Raw genomic sequence first — 15,697 nt, forward strand, 5'->3', positions numbered from 1 at the left:
GTCGCAGTGGCGACGCCGTTCTGAGTCGCAGCGACGCGGTTGCGAGTGCCGCCGCCGCTCGTCACTCGTCGACTGCGATGACGTTCTTCGAGAGCACCTCCTGCGCGACCGGCCCGACCGGTTCCCCCTCGCAGGTGACGATCACCCAGACCGAGTAATCGGCCTGCACGAAGGCGCGCGCAGCCATGAAGTACCCGTACTCGTTCACGGTGTAGCTGAACTGCCGCTGCGCCACGGCGGGGTCCGACTGCTCGTGGGGCAGGAAGATGCCGTCCGAGAGCAGCTCCGGGCCCGGCCAGTCCGCACCCGCCTGATGCTCGAGCACGGCATCCGTCGCCTCGCGATCGTCCATTCCTCCGGCCTCGCCGAGCACACCGCCCCGGAAGGCCGCAGTGCACGTTCCGCTCGCGTTGACGTACGACCAGCGCCCGGGATGATCGGAGGGCACAGCTGTCCAGCCCTTGTCGGCGTACAGTCCGTCGCCCCAGTTGATGTCGGAATCCGCCGTCAGCCCGGCCCCGTCCGCGAAGGTCAAGACGCCAGGTGCGGATTCCGAAGGGGAGGTCGCCTCGAGTGATGGGGTCTTCGCCTCGCGGGGTGCAGGCGGGGCGGAGCATCCGTTCGTCACCGCGAGAACCGCGCCGAGGGCGACGACGGCGGCGATGCGAGACAAGACGATGCGAGACAAGACGATGCGAGACGGGGCGATGCGCGACGGGGCGATGCGCGACGAGGCGATGCGCGACGGGGCGATGCGCGACGAGGCGATGCGAGACGGGGCGATGCGCGACGGGGCGATGCGAGACGGGGCGATGCGAGATAGGGAGAAGCGAGACGAGGCGATGCGAGACGGGGATGGGGTGGGATCGGTGCGTCGAAGGGTCATGGTCGGCGAGCCTAGGCAGGCGATGCGGCCCGCCGGACGCCCTGTGGATAACCCCGAATCACAAAGTTGAGCCAGTTCATATCAAGTTCATTTGACACCTCATCCACCCCCGGTTACACTTGAGTCATCGCGACTCAGGTTTCCCTGATCGCCGCAGATTTCCGAACCAAACGAACTTCCAACAAAGGAGAGAACACATGGCACGTGCTGTCGGTATCGACCTCGGAACCACCAACTCCGTCGTCAGCGTCCTCGAAGGCGGCGAGCCCAAGGTCATCGCCAACGCCGAGGGCTTCCGCACGACCCCCTCGGTCGTGGCCTTCACCAAGGACGGGGAGGTGCTCGTCGGTGAGACCGCGAAGCGCCAGGCCGTCACCAACGTCGACCGGACGATCGCTTCCGTCAAGCGCCACATGGGCACCGACTGGAGCTTCGACGTCGACGGCAAGAAGTGGACGCCGCAGGAGATCTCCGCGCGCATCCTCATGAAGCTCAAGCGCGACGCCGAGGCGTACCTGGGTGACACGGTGACCGACGCGGTCATCACCGTCCCCGCGTACTTCAACGACGCCGAGCGTCAGGCCACCAAGGAGGCCGGTGAGATCGCGGGCCTCAACGTCCTGCGCATCATCAACGAGCCGACCGCTGCGGCCCTCGCCTACGGTCTCGACCGCGGCAAGGAAGACGAGCTCATCCTCGTCTTCGACCTCGGTGGCGGAACGTTCGACGTCTCGCTGCTCGAAGTGGGCAAGGACGACGACTTCTCGACCATCCAGGTGCGCTCGACCGCCGGTGACAACCGCCTCGGTGGCGACGACTGGGACCAGCGCCTCGTCGACTACCTGATCAAGCAGTTCAAGGAGACCACGGGCGTCGACGTCTCGGGTGACAAGATCGCTCTGCAGCGTCTCAAGGAAGCTGCCGAGCAGGCGAAGAAGGAGCTCTCCAGCTCCACCTCGACCAGCATCAACCTGCCGTACCTGTCGCTGACCGAGTCCGGCCCGGTGTCGCTTTCCGAGACCATCACCCGCGCGAAGTTCGAGGACCTCACGAAGGACCTCCTCGACCGCACCAAGAAGCCCTTCGAGGACGTCATCCGCGAAGCCGGCATCAAGGTGTCCGAGATCGACCACATCGTGCTCGTCGGTGGATCGACGCGTATGCCCGCCGTCGCCGAGCTCGTCAAGCGCGAGACCGGCAAGGAAGCGAACAAGGGCGTCAACCCGGATGAGGTCGTCGCCGTCGGTGCCGCTCTCCAGGCCGGTGTCCTCAAGGGCGAGCGCAAGGACGTTCTGCTCATCGACGTCACCCCCCTGAGCCTCGGTATCGAGACCAAGGGCGGCATGATGACCAAGCTCATCGAGCGCAACACGGCCATCCCGACCAAGCGCAGCGAGACCTTCACCACGGCAGACGACAACCAGCCGTCCGTCGCGATCCAGGTCTTCCAGGGCGAGCGTGACTTCACGCGCGACAACAAGCCGCTCGGCACGTTCGAGCTGACGGGTATCGCTCCGGCTCCCCGTGGCATCCCGCAGATCGAGGTCACTTTCGACATCGACGCCAACGGCATCGTGCACGTGTCCGCCAAGGACAAGGGCACCGGCACCGAGAAGTCGATCGTCATCTCCGGCGGCTCTTCGCTGTCGAAGGAAGACATCGAGCGCATGGTGCGCGAGGCCGAGGAGCACGCGGCTGAGGACAAGGCGCGTCGTGAGGCCGCCGAGGTCCGCAACCAGGCCGAGACGCTCGCGTACTCGATCGACAAGCTGATCTCCGAGAACGACGACAAGCTGCCTGAAGACGTGAAGACCGAGGTCAAGGCCGACGTCGACGCGCTCAAGACGGCTCTGGCCGGCGAAGACGACGAGGCCGTGAAGAACGCGTTCGACAAGCTCAACCAGTCGCAGTCGAAGCTCGGCGAGGCCATCTACGCCTCCTCGCAGGCAGATGCCGCGTCCGGCGCTCCGGCTGACGGCGAGGCCCCGGCCGGTGACACTCCCTCCTCTGAGGAAGATGTCATCGACGCCGAGGTCATCGACGACGAGGACGAGAAGAAGTAATCATGACGGACAAGAACTTCGACGACAACGCCGGAGTTCCGGAAGAGGGGTCGGACGCGAACGCGTCCGGCCCCCAGCCGGATTTCGGCAACCCGGATTCCACTGAGGCTGCAGCATCCGAGGGTTCGGACGACGACCTCACGGTCGACGACATCCTCGGAGCGACGCAGACCGGTGAGGCCGCGGCCGAAGACGCCGTGCTCGCCGACCTCGAGTCCACGCTGCTGAACGACCTCAAGCGCCTCCAGGCCGAGTACGCCAACTACCGACGCCGCACCGAAGAGCAGCGTCAGGTCGAGATCGAGCGGGCGAGGGGCGAGGCCGCAAAGGGCCTCATCCCGGTGCTCGACGACCTCGACCGTGCAGCTCAGCACGGCGATCTCGTGGAGGGCACGCCCTTCGCCGTGATCGCCGACAAGGTGCGGGTCGCTGTGGAGCGTCTCGGAGTGGTCGCGTACGGCGAGAAGGGCGAAGACTTCGACCCGCAACGCCACGAGGCCATCTTCCAGCAGCCGACGCCCGGCGCCGAGAAGACCACGATCCTCGAGGTCGTCGAGGTGGGTTACCGCCTCGGTGACGTCGAGCTGCGTCCCGCGAAGGTCGTCGTCGCTGTCCCTGAAGGGTAGGTGATCGATGGCCAGCCAGGATTGGTTCGACAAGGACTTCTACAAGACCCTCGGGGTCTCCAAAGACGTCGGCGATGCGGATCTGAAGAAGACGTATCGCAAGCTCGCGCGCAAGTATCACCCTGACTCCAATCAGGGCGATGCCAAGGCCGAGGCGAAGTTCAAGGAGATCAGCGAGGCCTACTCGGTGCTCTCCGACGCCGAGCAGCGCAAGGAGTACGACGAGATCCGCGCGATGGGGTCGGGCGCTCGCTTCACGGCGGGTGGCGCCGGCGCCGGTGGCTTCGAAGATGTGTTCAGCCGCTACGGCCAGCAGGGCCGAGGGCAGGCCGCGGACTTCGAGGACATCTTCGCGATGTTCAACCAGGGTCAGGGCGCGAGCTTCGGCAACGGTCGCTTCGGGCAGACGAGCGGCGGCTATCGCGGCTTCGGCGGCCCGCAGCGCGGATCGGACGTCACGGCGCGCACCACGATCGACTTCACCACGGCCGTGCAGGGCGAGACCATCTCTCTGCAGGGCGAAGACGGCAAGCCGTTCAAGGTGAAGATCCCCGCCGGTGTCGCTGACGGGCAGAAGATCCGTCTGCGCGGACGCGGTCGCCCCTCGCCTGATGGCGGGGAGAGCGGAGACATCGTGGTGCAGATCGCCGTGCGTCCGCATCCGGTGTTCACGCGTGACGGTCTCAACCTGCGCGTCGTCGTCCCGGTGACATTCACCGAGGCGACGCTCGGCGCGACGATCGAGGTCCCGACTCTCGGTGGCGACGTGGTCAAGCTCCGCGTCGCACCCGGCACTCCCTCCGGGCGCGTGCTGCGTGTCAAGGGAAGAGGAGTCGCGAGCTCGAAGGGCACGGGCGATCTGCTCGCCGAGCTTCAGGTCGCGGTGCCCACGCACCTCGACGAGGCCGCACGCGCGGCACTGGAGAAGTTCCAGGAGCTCGAGCCGACGGAGAACCCGCGGGCCGAGCTGATGGCGAAGGCACGGCGATGACCAGCCGTCGAAGCGGGCACCGGGGCGGAGGCGTTCATGATGAACGCTGACACCCCGGTGTTCGCGATCGCGGCAGCGGCCGAGCTCTCGGGTCTCCACCCGCAAACACTGCGGCAGTACGACCGCATCGGTCTCGTGGTTCCCGGCCGAACCTCGGGCGGTTCCCGCCGTTACTCCCCCCGCAACATCGAGCAGCTGCGCGAAGTCGCCCAGCTATCCTCCGAAGGCGTGAGTCTTCCCGCGATCGCGCGTCTGCTCGATCTCGAAGACGACAACCGGATGCTGCGAGGCCGTATCGCCGTGCTCGAGAGCGCCCTGCGCACCGAGCGTGAGAGTCGACCCGGCGTACGCGTGTTCGCGGCGGGCTCCGCCGGTGTCGTGCCCATGCCCACCGGGCGACGCCTGCGCCGTTCGACCGAGGTCGTGCTCTGGGACCCGCGCGGGAGCGCCTAGATCCTGCACCTGCCGTGGTGTGTATCCTGTCAACAGTTAACAGGAGGTCGCCATGACGCAGTCCGTGAAGCGTGGAGAGTCTCTCGGCGCGCAGGTGGCGCAAGTGCTGCGACACCGCATCGTGAGCGGCGAGCTCGCGCCCGGTGCGCGTATCACCGAAGAAGCGCTCGCCGAGGAGTTCTCGGTCAGCCGAGGGCCGGTGCGCGACGCGCTGACGCAGCTGAGCTTCGAGAAGCTCGTCGAGGTGCAGCGACCGCGGGGGGTCTACATCGTCGGCCTCACACGTGACGACGTCGATCAGCTCTACAGCCTGCGTGGAGCCCTGGAACAGCTCGCACTCTCGCGTGCGATGCGGGTCGACGACGACGCGCGCTGGACCGCGATGGCGGCAGCCGTCGGACGCATGGGCGAGGCGGCGGATGCCGGTGACCACGCGGCCTTCGTGGCGGCCGACCTCGAGTTCCACACGCAGATCTACGCGCTCGCCGATCACCCGCGTCTGGAGGGTGCGTGGAACCAGTACCTCCCGACGTTCACTGCACTGCTCGAGGTCACGATCAACCACGACGAAGACCTGCACGAGTCATCCGGCGACCACGTCAAGCTCATGGACGTGATGCGCAGCGGCACACCCACGCAGGCGGCCAAGGTGCTGACGGAGCACCTGGATGGCGCCCGCGAGCGCATGCTGAGCGAGATCGCCGCTCGCGCCTGAGCGGGAGCATCCGTCTGTCTTGATCCGTTCCTCCGGTCGCACGTCCTGATCCGTTCCGGTCGTACGTCCCGATCGTTCCGGTCGCACGTCCTGATCCGTTCCGGTCGCACGTCTCTGATCGTTCCGGTCGCACGTCTCTGATCGTTCCGGTCGCACGTCTCTGATCGTTCCGGTCGCACTTCCTGCCGTCTGCGCGCTCTTGAGCCGACGGAAACTGCGACCGGAAGGGAAGGGGCGGCACTTCCGAAGTGTTGACTGTTAACAGTCAACACTGGTACGGTCGGGGGGTCGACAACAAGGTCGACCCACGTAGAGGAGCAAAGATGCCCCGCAAGCGCATCACCCGGGCGGCTGCCGCGATCGCCGCCCTCGCAGCCACCGCTCTCATCGTCTCGGCCTGCACCAAGGTCGAAGAGGGCGAGGAAGCCGGATCGGCGTTCCCCGAGAACGACATCCGACTCATCATCCAGGCCAACCCCGGCGGAGGATCCGACCTCTCGTCGCGCGCGCTCGCCACGGAACTCGAGAAGATCCTCGGCATCAGCGTGATCCCGGAGAACATGCCGGGCGCTGCAGGAGCACTCGCCATGGAGTACGTGGGTGCGCAGGACCCCGACGGCTACGTCATCGGATTCGCGCCCGTCGAGATCGCGATGCTCAACACCACGCAGAGTGCGAACGTGCTTCCGGATGACTTCGACCTGCTCGGCCAGATCATGCTGGCCCCCGGCGTGGTCACGGTCGGCGCGAACAGCGGTATCGAGACTCTGGAAGACCTCGTGGCACAGGCGAAGTCGGGTGCCGTCACGGTCGCCAACTCCGGTGCCGGCTCCATCTGGGAAGCGGCGACCATCGGACTCGGCGACGCGACCGACGCCGACTTCACCCCGGTGCCCTACGACGGCGGTGCGACAGCGGTCGCGGCAGCAGCATCCGGTGAGACCGTCGCGGCCGTCTCCGGTCTCGGCGAGGCGCTGGCGCAGGGCGAGGCCGTGCGCATCCTCGCCGTCATGAACGACGTGCGCCACCCCGACGCGGAAGACGTCGAGACGGTCGAAGAGGCCATCGGCGAAGACGTGATCTTCGGAGGCTGGGGCGGGATCTACGCGCCCAAGGGTCTGCCCGACGACGTGAAGTCGACTCTCGAGGCCGCGGTCAAGAAGGCCGTCGACTCCGACAGCTACCAGAAGTTCCAGGCCGATGCCGGGAACCTGGTCGTCTACCGCGACTCCGCCGAGTGGACCACGTTCGTCGACGAGCAGTTCGACCTGTTCAAGGATCTCCTGGGTTGAGAACACTGCGGGGCCGGTGCAGATCGGCCCCGCAGCCGTTCCCCTTCGATGAAAGAAGGAGCATGATGTCCACCCCCGACACCGCTGCGGAACCGGCGGGCCACGACGATCCTGCCGGCGAGTACCAGGGCGCGCCCGCATCGCGCCCGCTCGAGATCGTCTTCGCGGTCGTCGCCCTGGCGTTCACCGCCGGCTACCTCTTCCTCTCCACGCAGATCCCGCTGCGCCGAGAGGCCGCCCCCGGGCAGATCGATGCCCGCTTCTGGCCCCTCGTCATCGGGGTCACCGGAGTCGTCATCGCCATCGCGCTGCTCGCCGTCGCGATCACCCGTCCTGCTCCCACCCGCGAAGACCTCGAGCGCATCCAGCCCGGCGGCTACCTCCGCGTCATCGCCACGCTCGCGATCACCGGCGCCTTCATCGCGCTGTGGTCGCTGGGCTCCGTCATCCTCTTCGGCTACCGCATCGAGGTCTTCCCGATCGCCGCCGCCCTGCTGATGGCCGCCCTCATGCTCCTCTACGGCCACCGCCGCTGGCTGAGCCTCATCATCTACTCCGCCTCCGTCACGGCGTTCGTCTACGTCGTGTTCGGGATGCTCCTGAGGATCCCCCTGTGAACGCGCTCATGGAGGGGCTGAACTCGCTCCTCGACATCTCGATCCTGCTCTACATGCTCGTCGGCCTCGTGCTCGGCTTCATGGTCGGAGCCTTCCCCGGCATCACCGCGACCATGGCCGTCGCGCTCGCCGCCGGCTTCACGATGACCCTCGAGCCCGTGCAGGGCCTCGCCGTGCTGCTGACGATCTACGTCGCGGCGAACTTCGGCGACCGGGTGCCGTCCATCCTCATCAACACCCCGGGGACACCCGCGTCGATCGCGACCACCCTCGACGGGTATCCGATGGCCAAACAGGGCAGGGCAGGACTCGCACTCACCATCTCCGCGATCGTCTCGGCCGTCGGCATCCTGGCCTCGCTCGTGCTGTTCGCGGTCGCCGCCGTGCCGATCGCCAGCTTCGCCCGCGACTACTTCAAGTCGCCGGAGCTGTTCGCCCTGGTGGTCTTCGGCATCGCGATCATGATCGGCATCTCGTCGAAGTCGATGCTCAAGGGCATCCTCGCAGGGCTCTTCGGCCTCATGCTCGGCAGCGTCGGCACGTACGCGGCCACCGCCGATCAGCGCTTCACCTTCGGCGTGCTCGAACTCGTCGAGGGTGTGAACTTCATCGCCGTGATCATCGGACTCTTCGGCATCGCCGAGCTGTTCGATCAGCTGCTGACGTACCGGAAGTCGGCCGTGCGTCCGATCTCGAGCCTCGGACGCTGGTGGCCGAACCGTGCCGAGCTGAAGCAGAGCGGCCGTGCGACCGCGGTCGGCGGCGCCGTCGGACTCGGCGTCGGGCTCATCCCCGCGGCCGGTGGCGACATCGCCGGACTCATCGGATGGGAGCGGGCGCGCAAGGCGTCGAAGCACCCCGAGATGTTCGGCAAGGGATCGATCGAGGGCGTCGCCGCCTCCGACACCGCCTCCAGCGCCACCCTCGGTGGATCGCTCACCACGACGATGGCCCTCGGCATCCCCGGCGACTCGGTCATGGCCGTGATGATCGGCTCGATGATCATCTGGGGCATCACCCCCGGTCCGACGCTCTTCACCAACCGCCCCGACCTGGTCGTCTCGATCGTGGGCATCATGCTGATCGCGACGATCCTGTCCCTCGGTCTGAGTCTCGTGCGCATGAAGGGCATGGTGAAGCTGCTCGACGTGCCGCAGCCGTACCTGTGGAGCGGCATCCTGATCTTCTGCATCATCGGCACGTACGCCACCTCGAACAGCCTCTCGACGGTCGTGACGATGCTCGTGTTCGGTGTCGTGGGTGTGCTGCTCAAGCGCATGCAGGTGCCGGCGGGCCCTGTGGTGCTCGGACTGCTGCTCGGTCCGCTCGCCGAGGAGAACCTCGCCCGCACGCTGGCGATCCTGCCCACGCGCCCGTTCTTCGAGGTCGTCAGCCCCATCGCGCTCGTGCTGCTCGCGCTCGCCGTGCTGTCGATCGTGATGCCGGCGATCCGCGCCGCCCGCAAGCCGCGTGCCGAGCGCGCCTCGCTCGCGGACTCGATCCTGCACGACGAAAGCATCCAGCAGATCGAGAAGGCGCACGACGAACTCGCCGCCCAGCCGGATCTGCTCACCTCCACCGTCCGCAACGTCGACGCCCCGAGGCGTCGTGCCCGTAAGCCCCGCAAGAACTCCGAGGAGACCGAGAAGTGACCCGCTACGACATCCTGACCGCCGTGCCCACCGCGTTCCACCGCGACGGCGCCCTCGACATCGAGGGTTCGCGTGCGATCTTCCGATTCGTCGCCGATTCGGGCAACGAGGGGGCGTTCGTGCTCGGCACGACGGGGGAGTTCCCCGCGGTCGACGCCGACGAGTTCGCGGCCATCGTCGAAGCGGCGCTGGCCGAGCTGCAGCACCGCATGCGCGTGGTCGTGCACGTCGGGCGCCCCAGCACCTTCGAGGCCGTGCGGCTGACCCGCATAGCCCGCGAGCTGGGCGCCGTGGAGTTCGCAGCGCTGACGCCGTACTACCTGCGTGCCACGGACGACTCGATCTTCGAGTACTACCGCGCGGTGTCGGACGCGGTCGGCGACGGGCGGCTCTACGTCTACATCTACCCGGCCCGCAGCGGCAATGCGGTGTCGCCGGAGCTCCTCGTGCGACTCGCCGAGCTGCCCAACGTCGTGGGTGCGAAGATCAGCGAGCTCTCGCTCGACGACATCGCCGCCTACCGTGCCGTCGTGCCCGCCGACTTCGACCTCTACACCGGCGCCGACCGCGACCTGATCGCCGCCGTCGAGGTGGGAGCGCAGGGAGTCGTCTCCGGGGTGTCGTCCGTCACGCCGAAGCCGTTCCGCGCTCTGGCCGACGCCGGGCGGGCGGGGGATGCCGCAGCCATCGTCGCCGCGCAGACCGCGGTCGACGACGTGGTCGCGCTCATCGGTGGTGACATGGCGCGCATGAAGGAGGCGTACCGCGTGCTCGACGTGGTCGACACGCACTGCCGCATGGCGATCGCCGAGCCGAGCGCCGCTGAGCGCACCGCCGTCGCCCAGGTGGTGGCCGCGCACCGGTGACACGTCACCGGTGACACGGTCACAGGAGATGGAAATGTCGTCTTTCTAGCGTGGAAGCAGGGAACGACCCTGCTCCGCGCCTGGCGCGCGGGTGTCCTGCCACGAAGGAAGAACTCCTCATGACGAACACCAAAGCCCCTTCCGCCGCACCCTCGCTGGGACTCCTGGTCCTGCGCGTGGTCGTCGGTGCGATCTTCGCCGCACACGGTGCGCAGAAGATCTTCGAGTTCACGCTCCCCGGTACGATCGGCAGCTTCGCGGGCATGGGGGTTCCGCTCCCGGAGATCGCCGGCCCCGTGGTCGCCTTCATCGAACTCATCGGCGGCATCCTGTTGATGCTCGGCCTCTTCACGCGTCCGGTCGGCATCCTGCTCGCGATCGACATGATCGTCGCGCTCATCGCCGTGCACCTTCCCGCCGGTCTCTGGGTGGGGGAGGGCGGCTACGAGTTCGTCGCCGTCCTCGGTGCGGCAGCCCTCGCCCTCGCCCTCACAGGTGCGGGACGGTTCTCCCTCGACGGGGCGTTCCTGCGAGGACGCGCACCGGCCTGGCTGAGCTGAAGAACCTCAGCAGCACGACGGATGCCGCGGCCCGATGGGTCGCGGCATCCGTCGTCTGTGCGGGGTGTTGCGGAAGGGAAACCCGCAGTCCGCGTCGTTGCGGCCTCTACGCACACCATCGCTTTCGTTTTCGACGACCAAGATATGTGAAAACACAAAAAAGGAAAGACTTTCCCCGAGGTTCCCTGTATTCCTGGTGGCTAATACGCAAATAAACCTAAACTGAGCGCATCCGGCATCTTGCCGAGGACTTTTACAGCGAAGTAAGGGGATTGCAGATGAAGCTCAAGAGGAGCCTGGCGGGAGTGGCCACGGTCATCACCGCACTCGGAGTCACCGCCTGCGCCGGGGGCGCAGCGCCGGACGCGTCGGGGAACGCCTCCAGCGACACCATCACGTTCCGCTCGTGGAGCCCGATCGAGCAGACGACCCGTCAGATGATCGACGCGTTCCAGGCCGAGAACGAGGGATCGAAGATCGATGCGACGATCTTCAACTACCCGGAGTACCTCGTCGACCTGCAGAGCCGCGCCAGCTCGAACACGATGCCCGACGTGCTCGGCCTGCAGCCCGGAGCGCTCACGCAGCAGTACCGCGAGAACCTGATGCCGCTGCAGGATTGCGCCGCCGAGACCTGGGGCGACGACTGGCAGAGCAAGTTCTATCCGATCGGCATCGAGCAGGCGCGGATGGGCAACCCCGAGGGCGACGACAACTTCTACTCGCTCCCGATCCTCACCCAGACCGTCAACCTGTGGGCCAACTCCGAGATCTTCGATGACGCGGGCCTGAGCGTGCCGAAGACCTGGGACGAGCTCGTGCAGACCACGAAGGACCTCAGCGGAGGTGATGCCGCCCCGTTCCTGCTGCCGGCCAAGGACTCCTGGCTGCGCAACGTCGTGTTCCTGCAGATCGCCAACAACGTCTCGCCCGGGACCGTCTACGAGGCCGAAGCCGGCACCGTGCAGTGGACCGACCCGGCGATCGTGAAGGCCTTCGAGTACTGGAGCAAGCTGTTCTCCGACGGCATCGCCCAGGACGGTGCGATCGGCCTCGACGCCTACCCGTCGGCGGTGAACCAGTTCGAGGCGGGTAACGCCGCCATGATCCCGCTCGGCGCCTGGTGGATCCAGCAGTCCGACCCGACCAAGTCCGACATCCCGCCGCTCTCGGAGGGCATGTCCGGCTACGAGCCGTTCCTGTTCCCGACCATTCCCGGAGGAGCTGCGCAGTCGCAGTTCGTCGGCGGCATCGACGTGGCCCTCGGCATCTCGAAGAACACGGCCAACCCCGATCTCGCCTGCAAGGTGCTCACCGACTTCATCGCCGGCTCCGCGGCGCAGAAGCTGGTCAACACGATGAACGACGTGCCCGCCGTCACCGGCCTCGCTCCGGAGAAGTTCACGAGCGAGAAGCAGGAGCAGATCTGGAACCTGTTCGTGGACGAGTGGCTCCCGCAGGTGAAGTACTCGCGCTACTTCGAGTCGCCCAAGCTCGACCAGGCCGTGGCCGATGCGCTCGCCGCCATCGCGACCGGTGATGCCACTCCGCAGGAAGCAGCGGAATCCGTACAGGCTGTCCAGGACACTCTGTAGCTACGGAACCTGTAGCAGCGGAACCTGTAGCAGCGGAACCTGTGGCAGCTGAATTCGTGCAGGGTCCGGGACCTCTTCCCCGGACCCTGCCCCCGAGAGGAGCGCGCATGAAGATCCTGACGAGAGAGCGGCTGGTCGGCCTGGCATTCCTGGCGCCGACCCTCATCCTCTTCGCCGTGTTCGTCGTCTACCCGATCGTCTACAACGTGCAGGCGAGCACGCTCGACTGGGATGGCGTCAACGTCGGCACAGCGGTCGGGGTCGGCAACTATCTGGAGCTGTTCCAGGACCCGACGTTCCTCATCACCTTGCGCAACTCGGCCTTCTGGATCGTGCTGACGATCGTCCCGCAGGGTGTGATCGGCTTCCTCCTCGCCGTCGCCCTGAACCAGGGGCTGCGCGGCAGCACGATCTACCGGGCGATCTTCTTCATCCCCGCGATCCTCTCCCCGGTCGTGGTCGGGATCGTCTGGCAGCGGATCCTCGACCCGTTCAACGGCGTGCTCACCGCCATCGGCAAGGCCACCGGGCTCAGCTTCCTCGGCGGCAACTACCTGGCCGATCCGCAGACGGCGATCTTCGCGGTGATCTTCGTGAACGTGTGGATGTGGACCGGGTTCTCGATGCTCTTCTACCTCGCAGGGCTCCAGCTGATCGACCCCAGCCTCGTGGAGGCGGCGCGCATCGACGGCGCCAGCGGTTTCCAGACCATGGTGCGCATCACGTTCCCGCTGCTGAAGACGACGACCCTGTCCCTCGTGCTCCTGGGCATCATCGGCTCGCTCAAGACCTTCGAGCTCGTCTACGTGCTCACCCAGGGCGGTCCCAACCACGCGTCGGAGATGCTGCCCACCTTCGCGTTCCTGGAGGCGTTCCAGCTGCAGAACGTCGGGTACGCCTCGGCCATCAGCGTCGTCCTGCTCGTGGTCGCCGTCGTGAGCTCGCTCTCGATGGTGCGGGTGTTCGGCGCCGGATTCATCACAGGAGACGAGAAATGACCGCGACGAGCGAGACCCGTACCCTGATCGTCCCGAAGGACACGTCCGGCCGCCATCGCCATGGCGCTCCGGGTCGTCGCGTCGGCTGGCTGCACTTCGTGCTCGTGCCGCTCGCCGTGCTCTGGCTCGTGCCGATCATCATGGTCGTCGGGCTCTCGATGATGCCGCCGAACAACCCCAGCACGCAGTTCTTCGGGTTGTTCCCCGCGGAGTTCAGCGTCAAGAACTACCTCACGATCTGGGACCAGAACCCGATCCTGCTGCATCTGCTCAACAGCCTCCTCATCACGGTGCCATCGGTGCTGCTGGTCTGTCTGCTCGGATCGATGACCGCCTTCGCCCTCGCCCGACTGCGCGTGCCGCTCAAGGCCCTGATCTTCGGGGTGCTGATCCTCGCGCTGATCCTGCCGATGTCGAGCATCGTGGTCGCGACGTTCCGCATCCTGCAGTCGATGCAGCTGTACAACAACCTCCTCGGGCTCGTGCTCGTGTACAGCGCCCTCGGGCTGCCGTTCGCGGTCATCATCATCCGCACCTCGTACCTGGCGATCCCCCTCGAGACCTATGAGGCGGCGCGTCTGGACGGGGCGAACAGCTGGCAGATCTTCTGGCGCATCTACCTGCCGTTGGGAAAGCCCGCTCTCGCCGTCGTCGCGGTGTGGCAGACGATGATGAGCTGGAACGACTTCCTGCTCCCGCTTGTCACGCTCGGCGACAATGCACTCAAGCCGCTCACGCTCGTACCTCTCGCCTATCGCGGGATGTACCTGTCGCAGCCGGGTGCGCTGTTCGCGATCCTGGTACTGATCTCCATCCCGGTCGTGCTGCTGTTCATCTTCATCCAGAAGTACCTGGTGAACGGCCTGTCGGGGGCGATCAAATGAGCGTCATCGGCCTCGACCTCGGGACCAGCGGCGTGCGGGCTGTCGCCTTCGCCGCGGACGGACGGATGGTCGGCGGAGCGTCGGCACCCCTCACCCTGCGGCGGGACGGACGCGGCCGCGCAGAACTCGACGCCGAGGAGATCATCGCCGCCGCCGAGAGCGTGGTGCGCGCAGCAGCCACCGAGGCCGCGCGGCTCGGCGACGCGGTGCAGGCGATCGGCTTCAGTGTGCTCGGCGAGGCCGTCGTGCCCGTCGACGAGTCCGGGGCTCCGCTCGCCCCGGTGGCGGTGAGCATGGACACGCGGGGCATCGAACACGCCGCCGTACTGGGAGCGCGACTCGGAGACGGCCGCTTCACGGCGATCACCGGGCAGCCGCTGCACGGGATGTTCTCGGTGTTCAAGATCATGGCCGGCGATGAGGCCTGGGCGGCCGCCGCGGGATACCGCTGCATCGGAGACCTGGTCGTCGAACGGTGGAGCGGCGTCGCGGCGATCGATCTCGGTCAGGCCGCGCGCACGGGCATCCTCGATGTCGATCGCGGCGAGTGGAGCGAAGAGATCCTCGAAGCGGCAGCAGCCTCCGCACCATGGCTGCGTATCGAAAGGCTTCCGGTCCCGGTGGCTTCCGGCTCGGTGATCGGCGGCATCCACGAACATGCGGCGGCCGTGCTCGGCCTCGCGCCCGGTACGCCCTTGATCGCCGGGACACACGACCAGGCGGCCGCCTTCCTCGGCGCCGGCGGCGAATCGGGGGTGCGCTCCGTGATCGCACTCGGCTCGAGCGACTGCCTCACGGTCGCCACGCGCGAACGCCCGCGTGGACTCGAAGCGACCGGTTTCGCCAGTTACCGACTCGACGACGAGACGTGGATCACGCTCGCAGGAACCGCCGCCGGCGGATGGGCGCTCGAATGGCTGGCCGCGCTCCTCGGCCGCGACGTCGGCGACGTGTTCGGCACGCTCGCCGAAGATCCGCCCGCCCTCATCGTGCTGCCCTACCTCGCCGGCTCCGGCACCCTCGACAACGACTCGTCCGCGCGCGGCACGATCCACGGCCTCACGCTCGACACCACCGCGCCGGAGCTGGCGCGAGCCGTGGTCGAGGCTGCGGGATTCGAGTTCCACAAGATCATCGCGGCACTGGAAGCCCACGGCGTGCGCGTCGACGACATCCAGGTCACCGGGGCAGGGGCTGAGAACGCCGCGGCGCTCGCCGCCCGTGCGGCGGCCGCCGGAGTGCGGATGACGCCTGTCGCGCGTGATGCTTCCGCCCGCGGGGCGGCGATGCTCGCGCTCCGCGGTCTCGGCGGCGATGCCCGGGATCTCCTCGTCACTCCCGACCCCGCGGCCGCGGCCGATCCCGGTGCGTCGTCGGCCGAATGGTACGCCGCCCAGCGCGCGGCCTACGTGTCGCTCTACGACGTGACGCGCGGCATCGCCCCACACCTGACCCTGCCCCGCACCTGACCCCACATCAGAACCCGTCGCCCCAGAACC

Annotated in this window: 15 protein-coding genes; 14 read left to right on the forward strand and 1 reads right to left on the reverse strand. The window is 67.2% G+C overall.

Translation table 11 applies throughout. The annotated features are described in order from the left end of the window. Positions 1-61: 61 nt before the first annotated feature. Positions 62-886 carry a hypothetical protein gene (locus ACIQTX_RS03325; RefSeq protein WP_402968845.1) on the reverse strand — a complete coding sequence of 275 codons (825 nt, stop codon included), beginning with the start codon at positions 884-886 and terminating at the stop codon, positions 62-64. Positions 887-1,083: 197 nt separating this feature from the next. On the opposite strand from ACIQTX_RS03325, the gene dnaK reads away from it, so the two are divergent. From dnaK to ACIQTX_RS03395, 14 genes are all read left to right on the forward strand, one after another. Then, positions 1,084-2,949 (forward strand): molecular chaperone DnaK, encoded by a 1,866-nt coding sequence (dnaK, locus tag ACIQTX_RS03330; protein WP_402968847.1) that lies wholly within the window; start codon positions 1,084-1,086, stop codon positions 2,947-2,949. Between the two features lie 2 nt (positions 2,950-2,951). Further along, entirely contained in the window at positions 2,952-3,575 is a 624-nt protein-coding gene (locus ACIQTX_RS03335; RefSeq protein WP_402968850.1) for a nucleotide exchange factor GrpE, read from the forward strand. A 7-nt stretch (positions 3,576-3,582) separates the two neighbouring features. Further along, positions 3,583-4,566, forward strand: coding sequence for a DnaJ C-terminal domain-containing protein (locus ACIQTX_RS03340; protein WP_402968853.1), 984 nt, complete (start codon positions 3,583-3,585; stop codon positions 4,564-4,566). A 39-nt stretch (positions 4,567-4,605) separates the two neighbouring features. Continuing rightward, positions 4,606-5,019, forward strand: a complete 414-nt coding sequence (locus tag ACIQTX_RS03345; RefSeq protein ID WP_402968856.1) for a heat shock protein transcriptional repressor HspR — start codon at positions 4,606-4,608, stop codon at positions 5,017-5,019. 52 nt (positions 5,020-5,071) lie between these two features. Then, positions 5,072-5,734, forward strand: a complete 663-nt coding sequence (locus ACIQTX_RS03350) for a GntR family transcriptional regulator (RefSeq protein ID WP_402968859.1) — start codon at positions 5,072-5,074, stop codon at positions 5,732-5,734. A gap of 323 nt (positions 5,735-6,057) precedes the next feature. Next, entirely contained in the window at positions 6,058-7,026 is a 969-nt protein-coding gene (locus tag ACIQTX_RS03355) for a tripartite tricarboxylate transporter substrate binding protein (protein WP_105525945.1), read from the forward strand. 62 nt (positions 7,027-7,088) lie between these two features. Further along, on the forward strand, positions 7,089-7,643 hold the full coding sequence (locus ACIQTX_RS03360) for a tripartite tricarboxylate transporter TctB family protein (RefSeq protein WP_402968863.1): 555 nt from the start codon (positions 7,089-7,091) through the stop codon (positions 7,641-7,643). Further along, a complete protein-coding gene (locus ACIQTX_RS03365) occupies positions 7,640-9,295 on the forward strand; it encodes a tripartite tricarboxylate transporter permease (protein WP_402968865.1) in 1,656 nt (551 codons plus the stop codon). Before ACIQTX_RS03360 ends, ACIQTX_RS03365 begins: the two co-directional genes overlap by 4 nt. Further along, complete coding sequence (locus tag ACIQTX_RS03370) at positions 9,292-10,161, forward strand: dihydrodipicolinate synthase family protein (protein WP_402968867.1); 870 nt, start codon at positions 9,292-9,294, stop codon at positions 10,159-10,161. The genes ACIQTX_RS03365 and ACIQTX_RS03370 overlap by 4 nt, the downstream gene beginning before the upstream one ends. A 119-nt stretch (positions 10,162-10,280) precedes the next feature. Then, positions 10,281-10,721 carry a DoxX family protein gene (locus ACIQTX_RS03375; RefSeq protein WP_105525941.1) on the forward strand — a complete coding sequence of 147 codons (441 nt, stop codon included), beginning with the start codon at positions 10,281-10,283 and terminating at the stop codon, positions 10,719-10,721. Between the two features lie 278 nt (positions 10,722-10,999). After that, on the forward strand, positions 11,000-12,316 hold the full coding sequence (locus tag ACIQTX_RS03380; protein ID WP_402968870.1) for an ABC transporter substrate-binding protein: 1,317 nt from the start codon (positions 11,000-11,002) through the stop codon (positions 12,314-12,316). A gap of 107 nt (positions 12,317-12,423) precedes the next feature. After that, a complete protein-coding gene (locus ACIQTX_RS03385) occupies positions 12,424-13,314 on the forward strand; it encodes a carbohydrate ABC transporter permease (RefSeq protein ID WP_105525939.1) in 891 nt (296 codons plus the stop codon). Next, positions 13,311-14,198: a carbohydrate ABC transporter permease gene (locus ACIQTX_RS03390; RefSeq protein WP_402968873.1), complete on the forward strand. Its 888-nt coding sequence runs from the start codon at positions 13,311-13,313 to the stop codon at positions 14,196-14,198. Before ACIQTX_RS03385 ends, ACIQTX_RS03390 begins: the two co-directional genes overlap by 4 nt. Then, the gene (locus ACIQTX_RS03395; RefSeq protein ID WP_402968876.1) at positions 14,195-15,667 is read left to right on the forward strand and encodes an L-fuculokinase; all 1,473 of its coding nucleotides are present in this window, start codon (positions 14,195-14,197) and stop codon (positions 15,665-15,667) included. The genes ACIQTX_RS03390 and ACIQTX_RS03395 overlap by 4 nt, the downstream gene beginning before the upstream one ends. The last annotated feature ends 30 nt before the right edge of the window (positions 15,668-15,697 follow it).

Source organism: Microbacterium sp. NPDC090281, assembly GCF_044769635.1.
Lineage (GTDB): Bacteria > Actinomycetota > Actinomycetes > Actinomycetales > Microbacteriaceae > Microbacterium.

What these genes read in the sequence shown, in the direction of transcription:
- ACIQTX_RS03325 (WP_402968845.1), bottom strand. Translation starts at nt 886, where the DNA reads ATGACCCTTCGACGCACCGATCCCACCCCATCCCCGTCTCGCATCGCC.
- dnaK (WP_402968847.1), top strand. Translation starts at nt 1,084, where the DNA reads ATGGCACGTGCTGTCGGTATCGACCTCGGAACCACCAACTCCGTCGTC.
- ACIQTX_RS03335 (WP_402968850.1), top strand. Translation starts at nt 2,952, where the DNA reads ATGACGGACAAGAACTTCGACGACAACGCCGGAGTTCCGGAAGAGGGG.
- ACIQTX_RS03340 (WP_402968853.1), top strand. Translation starts at nt 3,583, where the DNA reads ATGGCCAGCCAGGATTGGTTCGACAAGGACTTCTACAAGACCCTCGGG.
- ACIQTX_RS03345 (WP_402968856.1), top strand. Translation starts at nt 4,606, where the DNA reads ATGAACGCTGACACCCCGGTGTTCGCGATCGCGGCAGCGGCCGAGCTC.
- ACIQTX_RS03350 (WP_402968859.1), top strand. Translation starts at nt 5,072, where the DNA reads ATGACGCAGTCCGTGAAGCGTGGAGAGTCTCTCGGCGCGCAGGTGGCG.
- ACIQTX_RS03355 (WP_105525945.1), top strand. Translation starts at nt 6,058, where the DNA reads ATGCCCCGCAAGCGCATCACCCGGGCGGCTGCCGCGATCGCCGCCCTC.
- ACIQTX_RS03360 (WP_402968863.1), top strand. Translation starts at nt 7,089, where the DNA reads ATGATGTCCACCCCCGACACCGCTGCGGAACCGGCGGGCCACGACGAT.
- ACIQTX_RS03375 (WP_105525941.1), top strand. Translation starts at nt 10,281, where the DNA reads ATGACGAACACCAAAGCCCCTTCCGCCGCACCCTCGCTGGGACTCCTG.
- ACIQTX_RS03380 (WP_402968870.1), top strand. Translation starts at nt 11,000, where the DNA reads ATGAAGCTCAAGAGGAGCCTGGCGGGAGTGGCCACGGTCATCACCGCA.
- ACIQTX_RS03385 (WP_105525939.1), top strand. Translation starts at nt 12,424, where the DNA reads ATGAAGATCCTGACGAGAGAGCGGCTGGTCGGCCTGGCATTCCTGGCG.
- ACIQTX_RS03390 (WP_402968873.1), top strand. Translation starts at nt 13,311, where the DNA reads ATGACCGCGACGAGCGAGACCCGTACCCTGATCGTCCCGAAGGACACG.
- ACIQTX_RS03395 (WP_402968876.1), top strand. Translation starts at nt 14,195, where the DNA reads ATGAGCGTCATCGGCCTCGACCTCGGGACCAGCGGCGTGCGGGCTGTC.